At 52.6% G+C, this 16,469-nt stretch carries 15 protein-coding genes; 7 read left to right on the forward strand and 8 right to left on the reverse strand.

The annotated features are described in order from the left end of the window. Positions 1–177 precede the first annotated feature (177 nt). Entirely contained in the window at positions 178–1,452 is a 1,275-nt protein-coding gene (locus HC231_RS10530; RefSeq protein WP_208230925.1) for a YeaH/YhbH family protein, read from the reverse strand. 36 nt (positions 1,453–1,488) lie between these two features. Continuing rightward, positions 1,489–3,423 carry a PrkA family serine protein kinase gene (gene yeaG, locus HC231_RS10535; RefSeq protein WP_208230926.1) on the reverse strand — a complete coding sequence of 645 codons (1,935 nt, stop codon included), beginning with the start codon at positions 3,421–3,423 and terminating at the stop codon, positions 1,489–1,491. A 495-nt stretch (positions 3,424–3,918) separates the two neighbouring features. On the opposite strand from yeaG, the gene HC231_RS10540 reads away from it, so the two are divergent. After that, positions 3,919–4,620, forward strand: coding sequence for a MipA/OmpV family protein (locus HC231_RS10540; protein ID WP_425490558.1), 702 nt, complete (start codon positions 3,919–3,921; stop codon positions 4,618–4,620). Between the two features lie 112 nt (positions 4,621–4,732). Further along, positions 4,733–5,587 carry an aldo/keto reductase gene (locus HC231_RS10545; RefSeq protein WP_208230928.1) on the forward strand — a complete coding sequence of 285 codons (855 nt, stop codon included), beginning with the start codon at positions 4,733–4,735 and terminating at the stop codon, positions 5,585–5,587. A 49-nt stretch (positions 5,588–5,636) separates the two neighbouring features. Here the strand turns inward: HC231_RS10545 and HC231_RS10550 are convergent, their stop codons facing one another. Next, on the reverse strand, positions 5,637–6,512 hold the full coding sequence (locus tag HC231_RS10550) for a D-hexose-6-phosphate mutarotase (protein ID WP_208230929.1): 876 nt from the start codon (positions 6,510–6,512) through the stop codon (positions 5,637–5,639). Between the two features lie 85 nt (positions 6,513–6,597). Then, positions 6,598–7,593 (reverse strand): glyceraldehyde-3-phosphate dehydrogenase, encoded by a 996-nt coding sequence (gene gapA, locus HC231_RS10555; RefSeq protein ID WP_208230930.1) that lies wholly within the window; start codon positions 7,591–7,593, stop codon positions 6,598–6,600. A gap of 345 nt (positions 7,594–7,938) precedes the next feature. On the opposite strand from gapA, the gene msrB reads away from it, so the two are divergent. Together msrB and HC231_RS10565 are read left to right on the forward strand one after the other, a co-directional pair. Next, on the forward strand, positions 7,939–8,361 hold the full coding sequence (msrB, locus tag HC231_RS10560) for a peptide-methionine (R)-S-oxide reductase MsrB (protein WP_208230931.1): 423 nt from the start codon (positions 7,939–7,941) through the stop codon (positions 8,359–8,361). Positions 8,362–8,440: 79 nt separating this feature from the next. After that, positions 8,441–8,713 carry a YeaC family protein gene (locus HC231_RS10565; RefSeq protein ID WP_208230932.1) on the forward strand — a complete coding sequence of 91 codons (273 nt, stop codon included), beginning with the start codon at positions 8,441–8,443 and terminating at the stop codon, positions 8,711–8,713. 53 nt (positions 8,714–8,766) lie between these two features. Here the strand turns inward: HC231_RS10565 and pncA are convergent, their stop codons facing one another. From pncA to sppA, 3 genes are all read right to left on the reverse strand, one after another. After that, a complete protein-coding gene (gene pncA, locus HC231_RS10570) occupies positions 8,767–9,408 on the reverse strand; it encodes a bifunctional nicotinamidase/pyrazinamidase (RefSeq protein ID WP_208230933.1) in 642 nt (213 codons plus the stop codon). 18 nt (positions 9,409–9,426) lie between these two features. Continuing rightward, positions 9,427–10,446, reverse strand: a complete 1,020-nt coding sequence (gene ansA, locus HC231_RS10575) for an asparaginase (RefSeq protein ID WP_208230934.1) — start codon at positions 10,444–10,446, stop codon at positions 9,427–9,429. Between the two features lie 94 nt (positions 10,447–10,540). Continuing rightward, positions 10,541–12,391: a signal peptide peptidase SppA gene (sppA, locus tag HC231_RS10580; RefSeq protein ID WP_208230935.1), complete on the reverse strand. Its 1,851-nt coding sequence runs from the start codon at positions 12,389–12,391 to the stop codon at positions 10,541–10,543. A 189-nt stretch (positions 12,392–12,580) separates the two neighbouring features. Here sppA and HC231_RS10585 point away from each other — a divergent pair, with 189 nt between their 5' ends. From HC231_RS10585 to HC231_RS10595, 3 genes are all read left to right on the forward strand, one after another. Then, positions 12,581–13,132 (forward strand): NAD(P)H nitroreductase, encoded by a 552-nt coding sequence (locus HC231_RS10585; protein ID WP_208230936.1) that lies wholly within the window; start codon positions 12,581–12,583, stop codon positions 13,130–13,132. A 99-nt stretch (positions 13,133–13,231) separates the two neighbouring features. After that, on the forward strand, positions 13,232–15,154 hold the full coding sequence (locus HC231_RS10590) for a DNA topoisomerase III (RefSeq protein ID WP_208230937.1): 1,923 nt from the start codon (positions 13,232–13,234) through the stop codon (positions 15,152–15,154). After that, complete coding sequence (locus HC231_RS10595) at positions 15,151–15,438, forward strand: DUF1496 domain-containing protein (protein ID WP_208230938.1); 288 nt, start codon at positions 15,151–15,153, stop codon at positions 15,436–15,438. Before HC231_RS10590 ends, HC231_RS10595 begins: the two co-directional genes overlap by 4 nt. Before the next feature lie 139 nt (positions 15,439–15,577). On the opposite strand, the gene xthA is transcribed toward HC231_RS10595, so the two are convergent. Next, positions 15,578–16,384 (reverse strand): exodeoxyribonuclease III, encoded by an 807-nt coding sequence (gene xthA / locus HC231_RS10600; protein WP_208230939.1) that lies wholly within the window; start codon positions 16,382–16,384, stop codon positions 15,578–15,580. Between the last annotated feature and the right edge of the window lie 85 nt (positions 16,385–16,469).

Below are 16,469 nucleotides of genomic sequence, written 5' to 3' on the forward strand. Positions count from 1 at the left end.
TTCCGCTAAGGGTAATGCCCGGCGGCGAATGGAAGCGTTATATCGGTGACGTTGTAACGAACGTGGCCTTGATAACCGTATATGGCGCGGGCGCCGCCGCGTCAGCTTAGGCGGGAAAAGGGGACGGCAGCATAAAATCAGCCAGAAAATAGAGGTAACTGGCTGATTTATATTATGCTAATGGCCTACGGTTTGTTTCCGGAAAAGCTCCCGGAACACCGGATAGATGTCATCCGGATCGCGAATATGCTGCATGGCGAAATTATCAAACTCATCGCGCAACATTTCATATTCACGCCACAGCGTTTGATGTGAACGCCGGGTGATTTCAATATAGCTATAGTAGCGCACGATAGGCAGCAGTTGATTCGCCAGGATTTGATGACACAGCGGCGAGTCGTCGGCCCAGTTATCTCCGTCAGATGCCTGTGCCGCATAGATATTCCACTGCGCCGGATCGTAACGCTCCTGAACCACTTCCTCCATCAGCTTCAACGCGCTGGAAACAATCGTGCCGCCGGTTTCCTGCGAGTAGAAGAACTCTTGCTCATCAACCTCTTTAGCCTGCGTATGGTGGCGAATATAGACAACTTCGACGTTTTTATAATTTCTACTGAGGAACAGATAGAGCAGAATATAAAAGCGTTTCGCCATATCCTTGGTCGCCTGATCCATGGAGCCGGAAACATCCATCAGACAGAACATCACCGCCTGACTGGATGGCTCGGCCCGGCGTTCATAGTTTTTATAACGCAGGTCAAACGTATCGATAAACGGCACGCGGGCGATCTTCTGGCGCAGATCCGCAATTTCCTGGCGTAGCCGTTCCTCTTCCAGTAATTGAACCGGCTCAGAGTGTTCCAGTTGATCCAGCGTCTCCTCCAGGGCATGCAACGCTCTGCGTTTCCCTGCGGTCATCGCCATACGGCGGGCCAGGGAATTTTGCAGCGATCGCACAACGCTGATGTTGGCGGGAACGCCGTTGGCCGTATAGCCCGCGCGATGCGTTTTGTATTCATTAAGCTGCCGGTGCTGCGTTTTTTTCAGGTTCGGCAGGGCCAAATCCTCAAACAACAAATCCAGATATTCATCTTTGGAGATCTGGAATACGAAGTCATCCTGACCCTCGCCGTCTTTACTGGCGTCGCCCTGACCCGATCCGCCGCCGCCACCTCCTTGTGGCCGCTCGATTCGGTCATTTTGTACAAAATGATCATTCCCCGGGTGAACGCGATGGCGTCGTCCACCGCGGCCCTGATGAAACATCGGTTCATTGATGTCCCCGTTGGGGATCGATACTGACTCCCCACTTTCGATATCAGTCACCGAACGCTTATTAATGGCCTCGGAAATCGACTGTTTTATTTGCGACTTGTAGCGGCGCAGAAAGCGCTGGCGATTAACCATGCTCTTGTTTTTGCCGTTTAGCCGTCGATCAATGAAATAGGCCATACTCCCCCCAAACGACTTTGCTCGCTTCGCATCTCATTACGATGATTTCCGCACCCGCAGATACCATTCGCACAGCAAACGTACCTGCTTCCGGGTATAGCCTTTCTCCATCATACGATCAACGAAGTCATCATGCTTCTTCTGCTCATCCGTTGAGGTCTTGGTATTAAACGAAATAACCGGCAACAGCTCTTCAGTGTTAGAGAACATTTTCTTCTCAATCACTGTCCGCAGCTTCTCGTAACTGGTCCAGTTCGGATTGCGGCCATTGTTGTTGGCGCGGGCGCGCAGCACAAAGTTGACGATTTCGTTACGGAAATCCTTGGGATTACTGATACCCGCAGGTTTCTCAATCTTTTCCAGCTCGGCATTGAGCGATTCCCGGTCAAACAATTGTCCGGTATCCGGATCACGATACTCCTGATCCTGAATCCAGAAATCCGCGTAGGTGACATAACGATCAAAAATGTTTTGTCCGTATTCGGAATAGGATTCCAGATAGGCGGTTTGGATCTCTTTGCCGATAAATTCCGCATATTTGGGAATGAGATAACCCTTCAGGTGCTCAAGATATTTTTCCGCCAGATCCTGCGGAAATTGTTCACGTTCAATCTGTTGCTCCAGTACGTAGAACAGGTGTACCGGGTTCGCCGCCACCTCGCTGTGGTCGAAGTTAAATACCCGGGAAAGGATTTTAAAGGCGAATCGGGTTGAAAGGCCGTTCATCCCTTCGTCCACGCCCGCGTAATCGCGGTATTCCTGATAGGACTTCGCTTTCGGATCGGTATCCTTCAGGCTTTCACCGTCATACACCCGCATCTTGGAATAAATGCTGGAATTTTCAGGTTCTTTCAAGCGCGATAAAATCGAGAAGCGGGCCAGCGTTTCCAGCGTGCCGGGCGCGCAAGGCGCATGGGCAAGCTCGCTGTGGTTAAGCAGTTTGTCATAGATCTTGACCTCTTCGGAAACGCGCAGGCAATACGGCACTTTCACGATATAGACACGGTCAAGGAAGGCTTCGTTGTTTTTGTTATTACGGAACTGTACCCATTCAGATTCATTGGAGTGAGCCAGAATGATGCCGTTAAACGGCAGGGCGGCGATGCCTTCCGTACCGTTGTAGTTTCCTTCCTGCGTCGCGGTCAGCAACGGGTGGAGCACCTTGATGGGCGCTTTAAACATTTCCACAAACTCCATGATGCCCTGGTTGGCGCGGCATAGCGCGCCGGAGTAACCGTAGGCATCGGGATCGTTCTGGGCGTAATGTTCCAGCTTGCGGATATCCACTTTCCCGACCAGCGCCGAGATATCCTGATTGTTTTCGTCCCCCGGTTCGGTTTTGGCGATGGCGACCTGCGACAAAATAGACGGCCACACTTTGATCACTTTGAATTTAGTGATATCGCCGCCAAATTCCTGCAGGCGTTTAGCCGCCCACGGCGACATGATGGTGCCCAGATAGCGCCGCGGAATGGCGTACTCTTTCTCCAGAATGGCGGCGTCTTCCTGCGGGTTAAACAGGCACAATGGATGATCGTTAACCGGGCTGCGCTCGCCGTTCGCGCTCAAAATATAAATCGGCACACGCTGCATCAGCACCTTCAGGCGTTCCGCCAGCGAGGATTTACCCCCGCCGACCGGGCCCAGCAGATATAGAATCTGTTTCTTCTCTTCTAATCCTTGCGCCGCGTGTTTCAAATAAGACACGATCTGCTCTATGGCGTCTTCCATGCCATAGAATTCTTCGAAAGCGGGATAACGGGCAATAATCCGGTTTGAAAATAAGCGGGACAAACGCGACTCATGGGCGGTATCCACCATTACGGGTTCACCGATGGCCATTAGCAATCGTTCAGCAGCGTTTGCATATGCGCTTCGATCTTGCTGACAGATAGTAAGGAATTCCTGCAGTGTGAACTCTTCATCCTTGGCAGCGTCGTAACGCTGACGGTAGTGATCAAATATGTTCATAGCGATGCCCGTCCTTCGTCGATTAGCACAGATTAAGAGAGCGTGTAAAAATGCGTACGGCCTATAATATTGCTCCCCGAAAGAAGAAATCCTCCTGAGTACAGCAACCCTTATGCCAACTTGCGGTATAAGGACAATGTCATGGTTTTATCCATTTCTGCTGACTCGAAAAACTTCGCCTTCTGTATTAAAGCGTAGTTTGCATCCGCAAAATTTCCTCCACTCTGCGGACATATTTTTAAGATATTTCAATGACTCACTTCCTGACAATACCAGGTAATATCCTGTAATGCGGCAGTATAGGCCGCTTGGCGCCGCTGTTCATGAAACAGAGACAATATTGATATAAATTATTCGTTTATCTTATTTTTATTTAAACTAAGAGAAGATGTGAACAGTAGAGTCATCATGTTTAACGATGTTTGTTCGTAACAGGAAACGAAAACTGTGAATAAATTCCAAATATTTTTGTCATCCGCTCTGGCGTCGGCGGCTATGGCGCAACCCGCAGCCTATGCCGCTGACGTGTCGTTAGGCGTTGGGGCGCTCGGCTCGACGTCGGTGTATCGTGGCGATGATAGCCACGTTTACCCGTTTCCCATGTTGAATTATGAAAGCGAACGCTTCTATTTTCGTGGCTTGGGAGGCGGATACTACTTATGGAACGACGGTGAAAATCAGCTATCGCTGACCGCCTATTACCTGCCGTTGGGGTTTAAACCCGGCGACAATGATGATGCCCGCATGCAGCAGTTGGATAAGCGGCGCAGCACGCTGATGGCCGGCGCCGCCTATCGCCACCTGGCCGAGTGGGGCGAAATTCGCACCGTACTGGCGGGCGATACGCTGGATTACAGCAACGGGATTATCTGGGATACCGCCTATCTTTACCACTTTACCATGGGCGACCTGAATATAACACCCGGTATTGGCGCCAGTTGGTTCAGCGAAAACATGAACCGCTATTATTATGGGGTCAGCAGCCAGGAATCCGCACGTTCAGGGTTTAGCCGCTATCGTCCCGGAGATGGGTGGTCGCCGTATGTTGAGCTTAGCGCCAACTATCGACTAACCCCAAACTGGAGTGTTTGGGCCGTTGGCCGTTATATCCGGCTATCCGATGAAACCAAGGATAGCCCGATCGTCGATAGCAGCTACAGCGCGGTAATGGGCGCGGGCGTCAGCTACCAATTCTAAGCCCGTTCGATATCATGGTGCGTTGCCTGCACGATAATGGGGCGACGCCGCTCCATTTGCTCGTTAATGGTGCACGGGCTATTGCGCTACTTTATCAAGGGGAGAAGCAGTCATGGCGATAAAAGAAGTCAGCTTTCCGGATGGAACGAAAGTGCCGGCTATTGGGCAGGGCACTTGGTTCATGGGAGAAAACGCGCAAACGAAAGCTCAGGAAGTTAAAGCGTTGCAGTCGGGGATCGATCAAGGGCTGCGTTTGATCGATACGGCTGAAATGTATGCGGATGGCGGGGCGGAGAGCGTCGTCGGCGAGGCGATTCGCGGGCGGCGCAATAAGGTATATTTGGTTTCCAAAGTTTACCCGCACAATGCGGGAGGCGCAAAGGCGATTAACGCCTGTGAGCGGAGCCTGAAACGTCTGCAGACCGACTATATCGATCTGTATTTACTGCACTGGCGCGGCAATATTCCATTGATCGATACTATCTCCGCCATGCAGCAACTACAGCGTTCCGGCAAGATTGGCCGTTGGGGCGTATCCAACCTTGATATTGACGATATGCGTGAGCTCTGGTCGCTGGATGGCGGTCGGGAATGCATGACCGATCAGGTGCTTTATCATTTGGCGTCGCGCGGAATAGAGTTTGATTTACTGCCCTGGTGTCAGCAACAGCATGTACCGGTTATGGCTTATTGTCCGATTGCTCAGGCAGGGCGGTTGCGCAGCGGGCTGTTCGCGCATCCCGCAGTTAACGCCATCGCCAGCGCGCATGCAATCACGCCGGCCCAGGTATTGCTTGCCTGGGTGATTCGCCAGCCTGGGGTGATAGCCATTCCTAAAGCCAGTTCAGAGCAGCATATTAAAGAGAATGCGCAGGTATTGGATATTACGCTTCACCCCGATGAACTAGCCTTGTTGGATCAGGCGTTCCCGCCGCCGAAGCATAAACAGCATCTTGATGTTGTGTAATGTTTGGGAAGATGGCGTATGAACGCGTGTTCATACGCCCATTTCGTCGTTATGACGATTTCTTAATACGGATAAGCGTGGATAAGCGGGCCGGTGACTGTACTGTCGCGGTTAAAGGCTGACTAATGCGCGCCGTTTCTACGCAGACAAACGTTTTATAGCCATCGTCGGTCATATCGCCGATGGTATGCGATAGCTCTGCGCCGGGATTCCATGCAACAACGTCGCTATAGTTGGTGTGGTGCACTTCAATCGTGCGTTGTAATACCGGGTCATTAATAACGCTAATACTTTGCGGATGCGTGTAAATACGGTCGGTACGATCGGTAAATACCAGATCCCCTTGCTGAGCGGATACCTTGCCCTGGTTTACTTTATCAATAAATTGATCGCCCAGTCCGCTGATACCGATCTGGCCAATATCGCCGATTTGGAAATAGGTGTGTAACGCGCTGGTGTAGCTGTAATCGCCGTGCGCTTCCAATTCGACATGACACGTTTTACCCAATTTGAAACGGGCGATAAGGGTAAATTCGTGCGGCCAGGATTCTCTGGTTTTCGCCGTGTCGCGCAGCGTGAAAGTCAGTTCCACACCTTGTTCATCTTCGCTGTGAGATGTGAATTCCCACGGCAGCAGACGTGCAAAGCCGTGATTAGGTTCAGCATACGGGCCGAACCATGGGAAACAGACAGGGATACCGCCACGAATAGCCACATGTTCGGCGAACGCCGTGTTATCGCTGAGCCAAAGAACCGGCGCTTCACCCGCTGGCTGCCAGTTCAACAGATGCGCGCCCTGCAATGCTACGGCGGCGCGGACCTGGGGATGCTCGACAACGATCACCGGCAGTTGTTCTAGCTGTCGTTGGCTGATGGTTGAGGTGATGGACTTAGTGATGGGGAGTTTGAAAATCTTATCATTCATGATGTTGCCTATTTTGGTTGTTGTTAATCAGCAAGTAAAAAGGGCGACCGGAGGCCGCCCTTCATCATTGAACTATCACTCGAACTTATTTGGAGATATGAGTGATCAGATCCAGAACTTTGTTGGAGTAGCCAGTTTCGTTATCGTACCAGGAAACCAGTTTCACAAAGTTGTCGCTCAGAGCAATACCTGCTTTGGCATCGAATACGGAAGTCAGTTTTTCACCGTTGAAATCGGTAGAAACGACGTCGTCTTCGGTGTAACCCAGAACGCCTTTCAGTTCACCTTCTGAAGCTGCTTTGATAGCGGCGCAGATTTCTTTGTAAGAAGCCGGTTTTTCCAGACGGGCAGTCAGGTCAACAACGGATACGTTCGGAGTAGGAACGCGGAACGCCATACCAGTCAGTTTGCCGTTCAGTTCAGGGATAACTTTACCCACTGCTTTCGCTGCGCCGGTAGAAGACGGGATGATGTTCTGAGATGCGCCGCGGCCGCCGCGCCAGTCTTTGTGAGACGGGCCGTCAACGGTTTTCTGAGTAGCGGTGGTGGCGTGAACGGTGGTCATCAGTGCTTCAACGATACCGAAGTTGTCGTTGATGACTTTAGCCAGCGGCGCCAGGCAGTTAGTGGTACAAGACGCGTTGGAAACGATGTCCTGACCAGCATAGGATTTGTGGTTAACGCCCATAACGAACATCGGAGTGCTGTCTTTAGACGGACCAGTCATAACAACTTTTTTCGCACCAGCGCTGATGTGCTTACGTGCGGTTTCGTCAGTCAGGAACAGGCCAGTTGCTTCAGCAACCACGTCAACGCCAGCTTCGTTCCATTTCAGGTTTGCAGGGTCGCGTTCTGCAGTAACACGGATAGTTTTACCGTTAACAACCAGATGGCCATCTTTAACTTCAACGGTGCCGTTGAAACGGCCATGAGTAGAGTCATACTTCAGCATGTACGCCATGTAGTTAGCGTCTAACAGATCGTTGATCGCAACAATTTCGATGTCAGAACGTTCTTGTGCTGCACGGAAAACAATACGGCCGATACGGCCAAAACCGTTGATACCTACTTTGATAGTCATATATTCCACCAGATTTGGTTAGTGAATAAAGGTTGGTTGTAAAATTACAAAAACCTTGCTGAGCGTCAAGCGGAATCGTGTCAATAGTTGCTGTAAGTCAATCCTATGACCAACCTTTGAACGAAATTCCACCTAAGCTGTAAATAAAGAACATTTAAGACTGATATAGGGCTACGTAAGTCATATTCATATGAAGCCCAATCCGTCTAAAATTGTGATGAATGTCACAATTAAATGCTCATCCGGTCCACTGACATTATATTAAGCCAAAATGACCTGTAAAGTTGTTAATTTTTTGTTATTATTAATGAATGATTTGGTTGATGCTGCTTCCGTGAGACTTCTATGACTAACAAACTCGTTCAGCAAACTTCTTCAGATGCGACTGAATTGACCGAAATACAACGTTACGTGACTCAGCAGAGAGGCACCGAACCCCCGTATTCCGGCAAGTTGCTGCATAACAAGCGTACCGGTATCTATCACTGCCTGTGCTGCCAGAGACCGTTGTTTTATTCAGGCAACAAGTATGACTCAGGGTGCGGCTGGCCGAGTTTCGACCAACCGGTATCCTCTGACGCCGTTCGTTATCTTGACGACCATTCACATCATATGCACCGTATTGAGATCCGCTGCGGCAATTGTGATGCACATTTGGGACATGTATTCCCCGACGGCCCTCAGCAGACCACCGGCGAACGGTATTGCGTCAATTCCGCCTCGTTAAGTTTTATTGATGCCGATGACGGCAACCGGGTCGATGGCTAACCTGCCGCCGTTTTAAAGAGGGCGGTGTGTGGGTTGAGAGTTAGCTAAAACGTTTCAGCAATGCGCGCGAGAACAAACGATGCAACTTGATGATTTGATCGATGCCATGACGCCGGAAATCTACCAACGGCTGGCGACGGCCGTTGAACTGGGAAAATGGCCGGACGGCGTTTCTTTAACCACGGAACAGAAAGAAAACTGCTTGCAGATGGTGATGCTGTGGCAATCACGCCACAATAAACAAGCGGAGCATATGACCATCGGCCCTGATGGGGAGATCGTGATGAAAAGCAAGCAGGAGCTGAAACAACAGTTCAGCGATCCCGCTATTGCGAGGCTTTATCCAACGTGATTGGCGAGGACTGATGTCGGCTCCTCAGCATCCCGATATAAATAGCCGTCCGGCTACGCCGGCAGGGCGGCGATGAATGTGTCCAGATCGATTAGGCTTGCTCCTTGCCGCTGCATCTCCTGAAGCGCTAGGCGGCTATCTTCCGGATTAAGATTGACGCCTCGACATCCATCCACCAGAACATCCGTTTTGTAGCCCAGCGCGAGGGCGTCCAGCACGCTGAATTTGACGCAATAGTCCGTTGCGATACCCATGATGATCAAGTGCGTGACGTCATGAGCGCGCAGCCAGTCATCCAGATCGGTTTTGGCGCGGTGACCGTTGTCAAAGAATGCGCTATAGCTATCAATGTTGGCCTGAGTACCTTTGCGCACCACCCATTCAATCGCTTGCTGATTTAGCGCCGGATGAAACCGGGCGCCCGGTTGATCCTGGACGCAATGGACCGGCCACCAAACTTGAGGCAGACCGTCAAGCTCGCCGATTTCGCCTACTGATGCGTTGGCGTTGACGGCAAAACTGCCATGATTGGCCGGATGCCAGTCCTGACTGGCGATGACCGCGACATTCGACGCGGCGCAGGCCGCAATCGCGCGATTCGCCACCTCAATCACGCGATCGCCTTCTTTGACGGCCAATGCGCCGCCAGGGCAGAAGTCATTTTGCAAATCAATCAATAATAAAGCGCTGTTCATGGTGGCCCCCGTAGTTGCTTAGTCTTTATCGCTCAGTTCGCCGCGCAGATTTTGCTGCATCAGTTGCCTGATCTGGTCGGGACTAAGCGCCTGCTGACTCAGTAGGTAGTGCAATTTAGTCAGCGTTGCTTCGACCGTCATATCGAAACCGCTGATTACGCCGGCCTGAGCCAACGCATTACCGGTGGCGTAGCCGCCCATATTCACCCGGCCGGAAATGCATTGCGTTAGATTAACCACCACGATGCCGCGTTCCGACGCTTGACGCAACTCATTCAACAAACCAGGACTTTGCGGGGCGTTGCCTACGCCGTAGGAGCGTAATATCAGCGCCTTCACCGGCTGCCGCAGAAAATTGCTGACCACATCCGCGGAGATACCCGGATAAATCGTAATAACCCCGATGGGCTGCGGCGTAATGACGTTCACCCGCAACGGAGGACAATTTTCGCATACCGACGGCGGCGCCAGGCGGCGAATATGAATGCCGGCCTCCAACAGCGGCGGATAGTTGGGCGAAGCAAAGGCGTCAAAACCATCAGCATGCGCTTTGGTGGTTCGGTTGCCGCGCAGCAGTTTGTTATTAAAAAAGAGGGCGACCTCGTTGATCGGGTGATTGGCGGCGACATACAGCGCATTCAGCAAATTGGTCTGCCCATCCGAACGTAATTCCGCCAGAGGAATTTGTGACCCTGTCACTATCACCGGCTTAGACAGGTTCTCCAGCATGAAAGATAGCGCCGATGCGGTAAACGCCATGGTGTCGGTGCCGTGCAGAATGACGAAACCATCATACTCATCGTAATGCTGCTGAATATCATCCGCGATGGCCTGCCAGTCGGCGGGCGTCATATCGGATGAGTCGATAAGCGGCGAATACTCATGAATAGTGAATGCCGGCATCTCGGAGCGATGGAATTCCGGCATCTGCGCCAATTGTTGCTGTAAATGCCCGGAGACGGGGATATAGCCGTTAGCGGAGCGCTGCATTCCGATTGTGCCGCCCGTATAGGCAACGTAGATAGACTTTTTCTGCATAGGTGCGGGTTATCTGGGTAAAAGCAGGATTATAGAGATTACCGGGAGGAAAAACAGCCCGGCGTATTGGCGCGCCGGGCCGTAAGGCTGGTTTTTACTGGATGTCGCCGCAGGTGAGGCACAGTGCGTACCGGTGCTGCGGATCGTTGAGGTTATTCATGATGGAAGGCTGCGCGTGTATCGCATTGGTCAGTTGCGCTACCGGAGCAGGCAGCATCGACTGAACGGCCGTAGGCAGCCAAGCGTAGACCGACGCATTGATCTGATTCATCATGGCATCAAACAGGCTTGGCTGTTCTGCGAACCAGCTAAGCTGATATTGCCCCAGTTTCGCCAGTTCGGCGGCTTTCTTCACCGCGTCGTCGAAATCGCCTAATTGGTCGACCAGGCCGTTTTCTTTCGCATCGCTACCGATCCAGACATGTCCCTGCGCAATCTGATCGATTTGCTCCGGCGTTTTTTTACGGGCCTGGGCGACGATATCGATAAAGTTCTTATACCCGCGTTCGATACTCAACTGAACCATTTGGCTGAACTCCGGCGATAACGATTTGGTTACCGATAGATCGGCCAGCGGCGAGGTGGCGACGCCATCCGTATGCACGCCGATACTTTCCAGCGAATTTTCAAACGTATTGATTACGCCGAAGATACCGATAGAACCGGTTAACGTGCTTGGGCTGGAGATAATGGCGTTCGCCGGCGTCGAAATCCAGTATCCGCCGGATGCCGCCATTCCGCCCATTGAAACCACCACCGGCTTGCCCGCGAGACGCACGGCCATGAGTTCCGAGCGGATCATTTCCGATGCCGACACGCTGCCGCCGGGGCTGTTGACGCGCAGGATCACGGCTTTGACTTTAGAATCAAGACGCGCTTCGCGGATCTGGGCGGCCGTCGTGTCGCCGCCCACCATTCCGGGCGTTTCCTGACCGTCAATAATCGCGCCATTGGCAAAAATCACGGCTATCTGATTATTGTTCTGAACCGGCGGTTTCGGCTCATAGTCGTAAATGCTGGTGAAATTAAAGTTGCTGGTCTTGTTATTCCAGCCAAACGCCTTGATCAGCGTTTGTTCAATAACGGTACGGGAAGCGACTTCATCCACCAGCTTGTTTTGCAGGGCATAGCGTGCGGTGTCGCCCTGAACTTCCCGCAGGCCCGCGATGATGCCGGCGGCGCCGGGGAACAACTGCTCCGGCGTGATCTGACGATTCGCCGCGACGGTATCCAGATAATGCTGCCAGAGGGTGTTGATCCAGCGGCTGTCGGCCTCTCTGGCTTCCGGCGACAGATCATCGCGCAGATAAGGTTCAACCGCGGATTTATAAGTGCCGACCCTGAAAATATTGGTGGTGACTTTCAGTTTATCCAATAACGATTTGAAGTAGAGGTTATTGGTGGCTAAACCATGGAGATCCACCTCGCCTTGGGGCGTCAAGGCAATGGTGTTGGCGAAGCTGGCCAGATAATATTGCGCCTGGCTATAGCTATCGCCTACGGCATAGATAGGTTTACCGCTGTCGCGGAATTCACGCAGAGATTTGCCGATATATTGCAAGGATGGCTGGTCAGCCCCGGAAAAATCGCTCAGATCCAGCACGATACCGGTAATATTATCATCGGTTTTGGCCTGACGGATGCTGTCGACAATGTCAAACAGGGAGTTCTCCTGCCGCCGGTTGCTGGATGCGCCGAAAAATTCACGTCCCAGCTGACGTAATTTGTTGTTCATTGACGGCTGATCGACCACAACGCCGGTTAGATCGACCAACAATGCGCCACGGGTAATTTCTGCTGGCGAACTTGTGAACTGTGCGTAAATCCCGACTCCAATCAGAATGAGCGCGATAAGAAAAATATTGAGAATAAATTCTCTGATAAAATTAAGCAGACGCCAGGTCCACTTAAAAATGCCGCTAAAAATTCGCCACAATGTGCGCATGGTATCTCCGGAAACGGGAAAACAGCTATTATTCTAATATCCTAATAAGCGGATAGTAAAAAGTCAGCATTAAATAATCCCCAGGTGGCTCTTGAGTGGGGCTATCTTGTAACAAATCTTCTTCTTATGCTACCGTGGCGCGCACTGCGTCTTACCACAGAAATCACATTGTAATACAGGAGATGTGCGATGGATGCTCTCGAACTGTTGCTTAATCGTCGTTCGGCTTCGCGCCTGACGACGCCCGCGCCTTCCGGCGAGGCGCTTAATAATATTATTCACGCTGGCATGCGTGCGCCCGATCACGGAACGTTACAGCCCTGGCGGTTCTTTGTGATTGAAAATGAAGGACTGGCTCGCTTTAGCGCGCTGCTTACCGAAGCGGCGGAGCAGGAAGGTCTGGATGAAGCCGGCATAGAAAAAGCCCGGCAGGCTCCGTTTCGCGCCCCGCTGATTATTACCGTGGTGGCGCATTGCGAAGAAAATCCGAAGGTTCCCCGCTGGGAGCAGGTCGTTTCCGCCGGCTGCGCCGTTCAGGCGATGCAGATGGCAGCGCTGGCTCAGGGTTTTAACGGCATCTGGCGCAGCGGCGCCTGGACGCACAACCCGCGAGTACGCGAGGCGTTTAATTGCCGCGAACAGGATGAAATCGTCGGTTTTCTCTATTTGGGAACGCCGCAACTGAAAGCGTCAACCTCGGTGACGCCGCTCGCCGCCGAAAAATTTGTCCATTATTTCTGATAAGCGCCAATTGAAAAGTTTTCGTTTCTCCTCTCTGCATTCAGCGGGCGTTTTATCCCGTGGCTGCGGGGGGACAATCTTCCTGCGCAATGGTACGTAATGCGACTTTTTATTGCTGAAAAGCCCAGTTTGGCGCGGGCGATCGCGGATGTGCTGCCTAAGCCGCATCGCCGCGGCGATGGTTTTATCGCCTGCGGTCAAAACGATGTTGTGACATGGTGCGTCGGGCACTTGCTCGAACAGGCGCAACCCGATGTTTATGATGCGCGCTATGCGCGCTGGTCATTGGCCGATTTACCCATCATTCCCCAGAAATGGCTGCTTCAGCCCCGGCCTTCCGTGAGCAAACAGCTCAACACCATTAAAAAACTCCTGGCGGAAGCCAGCGAAATCATTCATGCAGGCGACCCCGATCGCGAAGGACAACTGCTGGTTGACGAGGTGCTGGAATATCTCGCCTTGCCGGAAGAAAAACGGCATCAGGTACGGCGTTGTCTGGTGAACGATTTGAACCCTCAGGCGGTGGAGCGCGCGGTCGCAAGGCTGCGTGAAAACAGAGAGTTCATTCCGCTGTGCGTCTCTGCGCTGGCGCGTTCCCGCGCCGACTGGCTGTATGGCATCAATATGACGCGCGCCTATACGTTATTGGGGCGCAATGCGGGCTATGACGGCGTTCTATCGGTCGGACGGGTTCAAACGCCGGTGCTGGGACTGGTGGTGCGCCGCGACGAAGAGATCGAGAATTTCGTTCCTAAAGATTACTTCGAGGTAAAGGCGCACATCCTCACGCCGGCCGGCGAACGATTTGTTGCGATCTGGCAGCCAAGCGAATCCTGCGAACCTTATCAGGATGAAGAAGGGCGCTTGTTGCATCGTTCTCTGGCGGAACACGTCGTCAAAAGAATCGATGGCCAGCCCGCTTTTGTGACCGGCTATAATGATAAACGGGAATCAGAAACCGCGCCGCTGCCTTATTCGCTATCGACGTTGCAGATTGAGGCCGCTAAGCGTTTTGGGCTCAGCGCTCAGCAGGTGCTGGATATTTGTCAGAAGCTCTATGAAACCCATAAGCTGATTACTTATCCGCGCTCTGATAGCCGTTATCTGCCGGAAGAGCATTTTGCCGGGCGTCATGCGGTACTGAATGCGATTTCGGTGCATCAGCCGGATCTTTTGCCTCAGCCGGTTATGGATATCGAACGGCGCAACCGCTGCTGGGATGACAGTAAGGTCGACGCCCACCATGCGATTATTCCTACGGCGCGCACCTCAGGCGCGGCGCTGTCCGATAACGAGCAAAAAGTTTATGGGCTGATCGCCCGACAATACATCATGCAGTTCTGTCCTGACGCCGTGTTTCGCAAATGCGTGATCGATTTGGATATCGCCGGCGGAAAATTTGTCGCCAAAGCGCGGTTTCTGGCCGAAGCGGGCTGGCGCGCGCTGTTGGGGGGAAAAGAGCGCGATGAAGAGAACGAAGGTACGCCGTTGCCGATCGTCGCCAAAGGCGATGAGCTGTTGTGCGAACGCGGCGAGGTGGTTGAGCGGCAAACGCAGCCGCCTAGACCGTTTACCGATGCGACCTTGCTGTCGGCGATGACGGGGATCGCGCGTTTTGTTCAAGATAAAGCGCTAAAGAAAATCTTGCGGGCGACCGATGGTTTAGGTACGGAAGCGACGCGCGCGGGTATTATCGAGTTGCTGTTCAAACGCTCATTCCTATTCAAGAAGGGACGTTATATCCATGCCAGCGAAGCGGGGCGGGCATTGATTCATTCTCTGCCGGATATGGCGGCGCATCCGGATATGACGGCTCACTGGGAAGCGACGCTGACGCAGATCAGCGAAAAGAAATGCCGCTATCAGGATTTTATGCAGCCGCTGACGCATTCGTTGCAGGAACTGATTCATCAGGCCAGACAGAACCGTGCCGTGAGCGCTTTCAAAGGTATTGCTGCCCCTCCGGTGAGCAGTAAAAAACGGCGTAAAGCCCAGCCCAAAGTGAAGGAGCAGAATAAATGAGGTCGTTAATTTCCTGGTTTATTGCCGGCGCCGTGTTGGCGCTGCCGGCGGCGGTTTTGGCGAGCCGCGGCGGGACGGACGTAGTGGTGCCGGTCCCTCCGGAAGTGTGGGGCGCGGGAACCGCGCGTGAACCGAACAATAATTGTATGCGCTGCTGCGTTTATGAAAACCGTAACTATTCGGAAGGCGCGGTGTTGAAATTGGACGGGGTGATCCTTCAGTGCGTTCGGGATAAACAGACGGTGGGAACGAACGATCTGATTTGGCAGCCGCTCAAGCAGTAGCGTAAGACGCCGATTCAGGCGGGTAGATCTCAAAGGCGCAGTCGCGACGGTAAAATCGCCACTGCGCTTTTTTATGACGGGCGTTTTGCTTTTCGCGCCGCGGCAAGCGGCGTTTAACATCGCTCCCGGCGACTTTTACTTATAACGCGAACTCGGCCCAGATCGGCGCATGATCGGACGGTTTTTCCATCGCCCGAATATCATAGTCGATGCCGGTATCGGTACAGCGTTCGGCCAGCGGTCGGCTTGCCAGTATCAAATCGATACGCAGCCCGCGATTGGTATCAAAACCGGCGGAACGATAGTCGAACCATGAAAAACGATCGTCGCAGTCTGGGTTGGCGGCGCGGAACGTATCGGTAAGCCCCCAGGTTTGCAGACGGGACAGCCACTCACGCTCTTCCGGCAAGAACGAACATTTACCCGTACGCAGCCAACGCTTGCGGTTGTCTTCGCCAATGCCGATATCAAGATCGGTCGGGCTGATATTCAGATCGCCCATAACGATCAACGGTTGGTCGGCGGCATGGTGCTGCTCAATATAGTTTTGCAGATCCTGATAAAAGCGGGTTTTGGCCGGGAACTTAATCGGATGGTCGCGATTTTCTCCCTGAGGAAAATAACCGTTCACCACCGTCAGCGTGCCCTGTTCCGTCGCAAAATCCGCCATGATGATCCGCCGCTGCGCGTCTTCTTCATCCGTTGGAAAACCGCGCCGCACCGCTATCGGTTGGTTTTTGCACAGCAGTGCGACGCCGTAATGGCCTTTTTGTCCGTGATAAAAGACGTGATAGCCATATTGGCCCACTTCTTCCAGTGGAAACATGTCGTCATGGACCTTGGTTTCCTGTAGTCCGATCACATCTGGCTGGTGCTGCTCGATAATTGCGGCCAACTGATGCGGCCGCGCTCGCAGTCCATTGATATTAAAAGAAACAACTTTCATATTAGCTGCCGTTCAATGAAAATGTTTCCAGATGGTAACAGATATTGGCGTCGTGAGTCACGGCAGAGAGAGAACCCGCTCGCGG

Origin of the sequence: Brenneria izadpanahii (assembly GCF_017569925.1) — a bacterium.
GTDB lineage: Bacteria > Pseudomonadota > Gammaproteobacteria > Enterobacterales > Enterobacteriaceae > Brenneria > Brenneria izadpanahii.

What these genes read in the sequence shown, in the direction of transcription:
- HC231_RS10530 (WP_208230925.1), bottom strand. Translation starts at nt 1,452, where the DNA reads ATGGCCTATTTCATTGATCGACGGCTAAACGGCAAAAACAAGAGCATG.
- yeaG (WP_208230926.1), bottom strand. Translation starts at nt 3,423, where the DNA reads ATGAACATATTTGATCACTACCGTCAGCGTTACGACGCTGCCAAGGAT.
- HC231_RS10540 (WP_425490558.1), top strand. Translation starts at nt 3,919, where the DNA reads ATGGCGCAACCCGCAGCCTATGCCGCTGACGTGTCGTTAGGCGTTGGG.
- HC231_RS10545 (WP_208230928.1), top strand. Translation starts at nt 4,733, where the DNA reads ATGGCGATAAAAGAAGTCAGCTTTCCGGATGGAACGAAAGTGCCGGCT.
- HC231_RS10550 (WP_208230929.1), bottom strand. Translation starts at nt 6,512, where the DNA reads ATGAATGATAAGATTTTCAAACTCCCCATCACTAAGTCCATCACCTCA.
- gapA (WP_208230930.1), bottom strand. Translation starts at nt 7,593, where the DNA reads ATGACTATCAAAGTAGGTATCAACGGTTTTGGCCGTATCGGCCGTATT.
- msrB (WP_208230931.1), top strand. Translation starts at nt 7,939, where the DNA reads ATGACTAACAAACTCGTTCAGCAAACTTCTTCAGATGCGACTGAATTG.
- HC231_RS10565 (WP_208230932.1), top strand. Translation starts at nt 8,441, where the DNA reads ATGCAACTTGATGATTTGATCGATGCCATGACGCCGGAAATCTACCAA.
- pncA (WP_208230933.1), bottom strand. Translation starts at nt 9,408, where the DNA reads ATGAACAGCGCTTTATTATTGATTGATTTGCAAAATGACTTCTGCCCT.
- ansA (WP_208230934.1), bottom strand. Translation starts at nt 10,446, where the DNA reads ATGCAGAAAAAGTCTATCTACGTTGCCTATACGGGCGGCACAATCGGA.
- sppA (WP_208230935.1), bottom strand. Translation starts at nt 12,391, where the DNA reads ATGCGCACATTGTGGCGAATTTTTAGCGGCATTTTTAAGTGGACCTGG.
- HC231_RS10585 (WP_208230936.1), top strand. Translation starts at nt 12,581, where the DNA reads ATGGATGCTCTCGAACTGTTGCTTAATCGTCGTTCGGCTTCGCGCCTG.
- HC231_RS10590 (WP_208230937.1), top strand. Translation starts at nt 13,232, where the DNA reads ATGCGACTTTTTATTGCTGAAAAGCCCAGTTTGGCGCGGGCGATCGCG.
- HC231_RS10595 (WP_208230938.1), top strand. Translation starts at nt 15,151, where the DNA reads ATGAGGTCGTTAATTTCCTGGTTTATTGCCGGCGCCGTGTTGGCGCTG.
- xthA (WP_208230939.1), bottom strand. Translation starts at nt 16,384, where the DNA reads ATGAAAGTTGTTTCTTTTAATATCAATGGACTGCGAGCGCGGCCGCAT.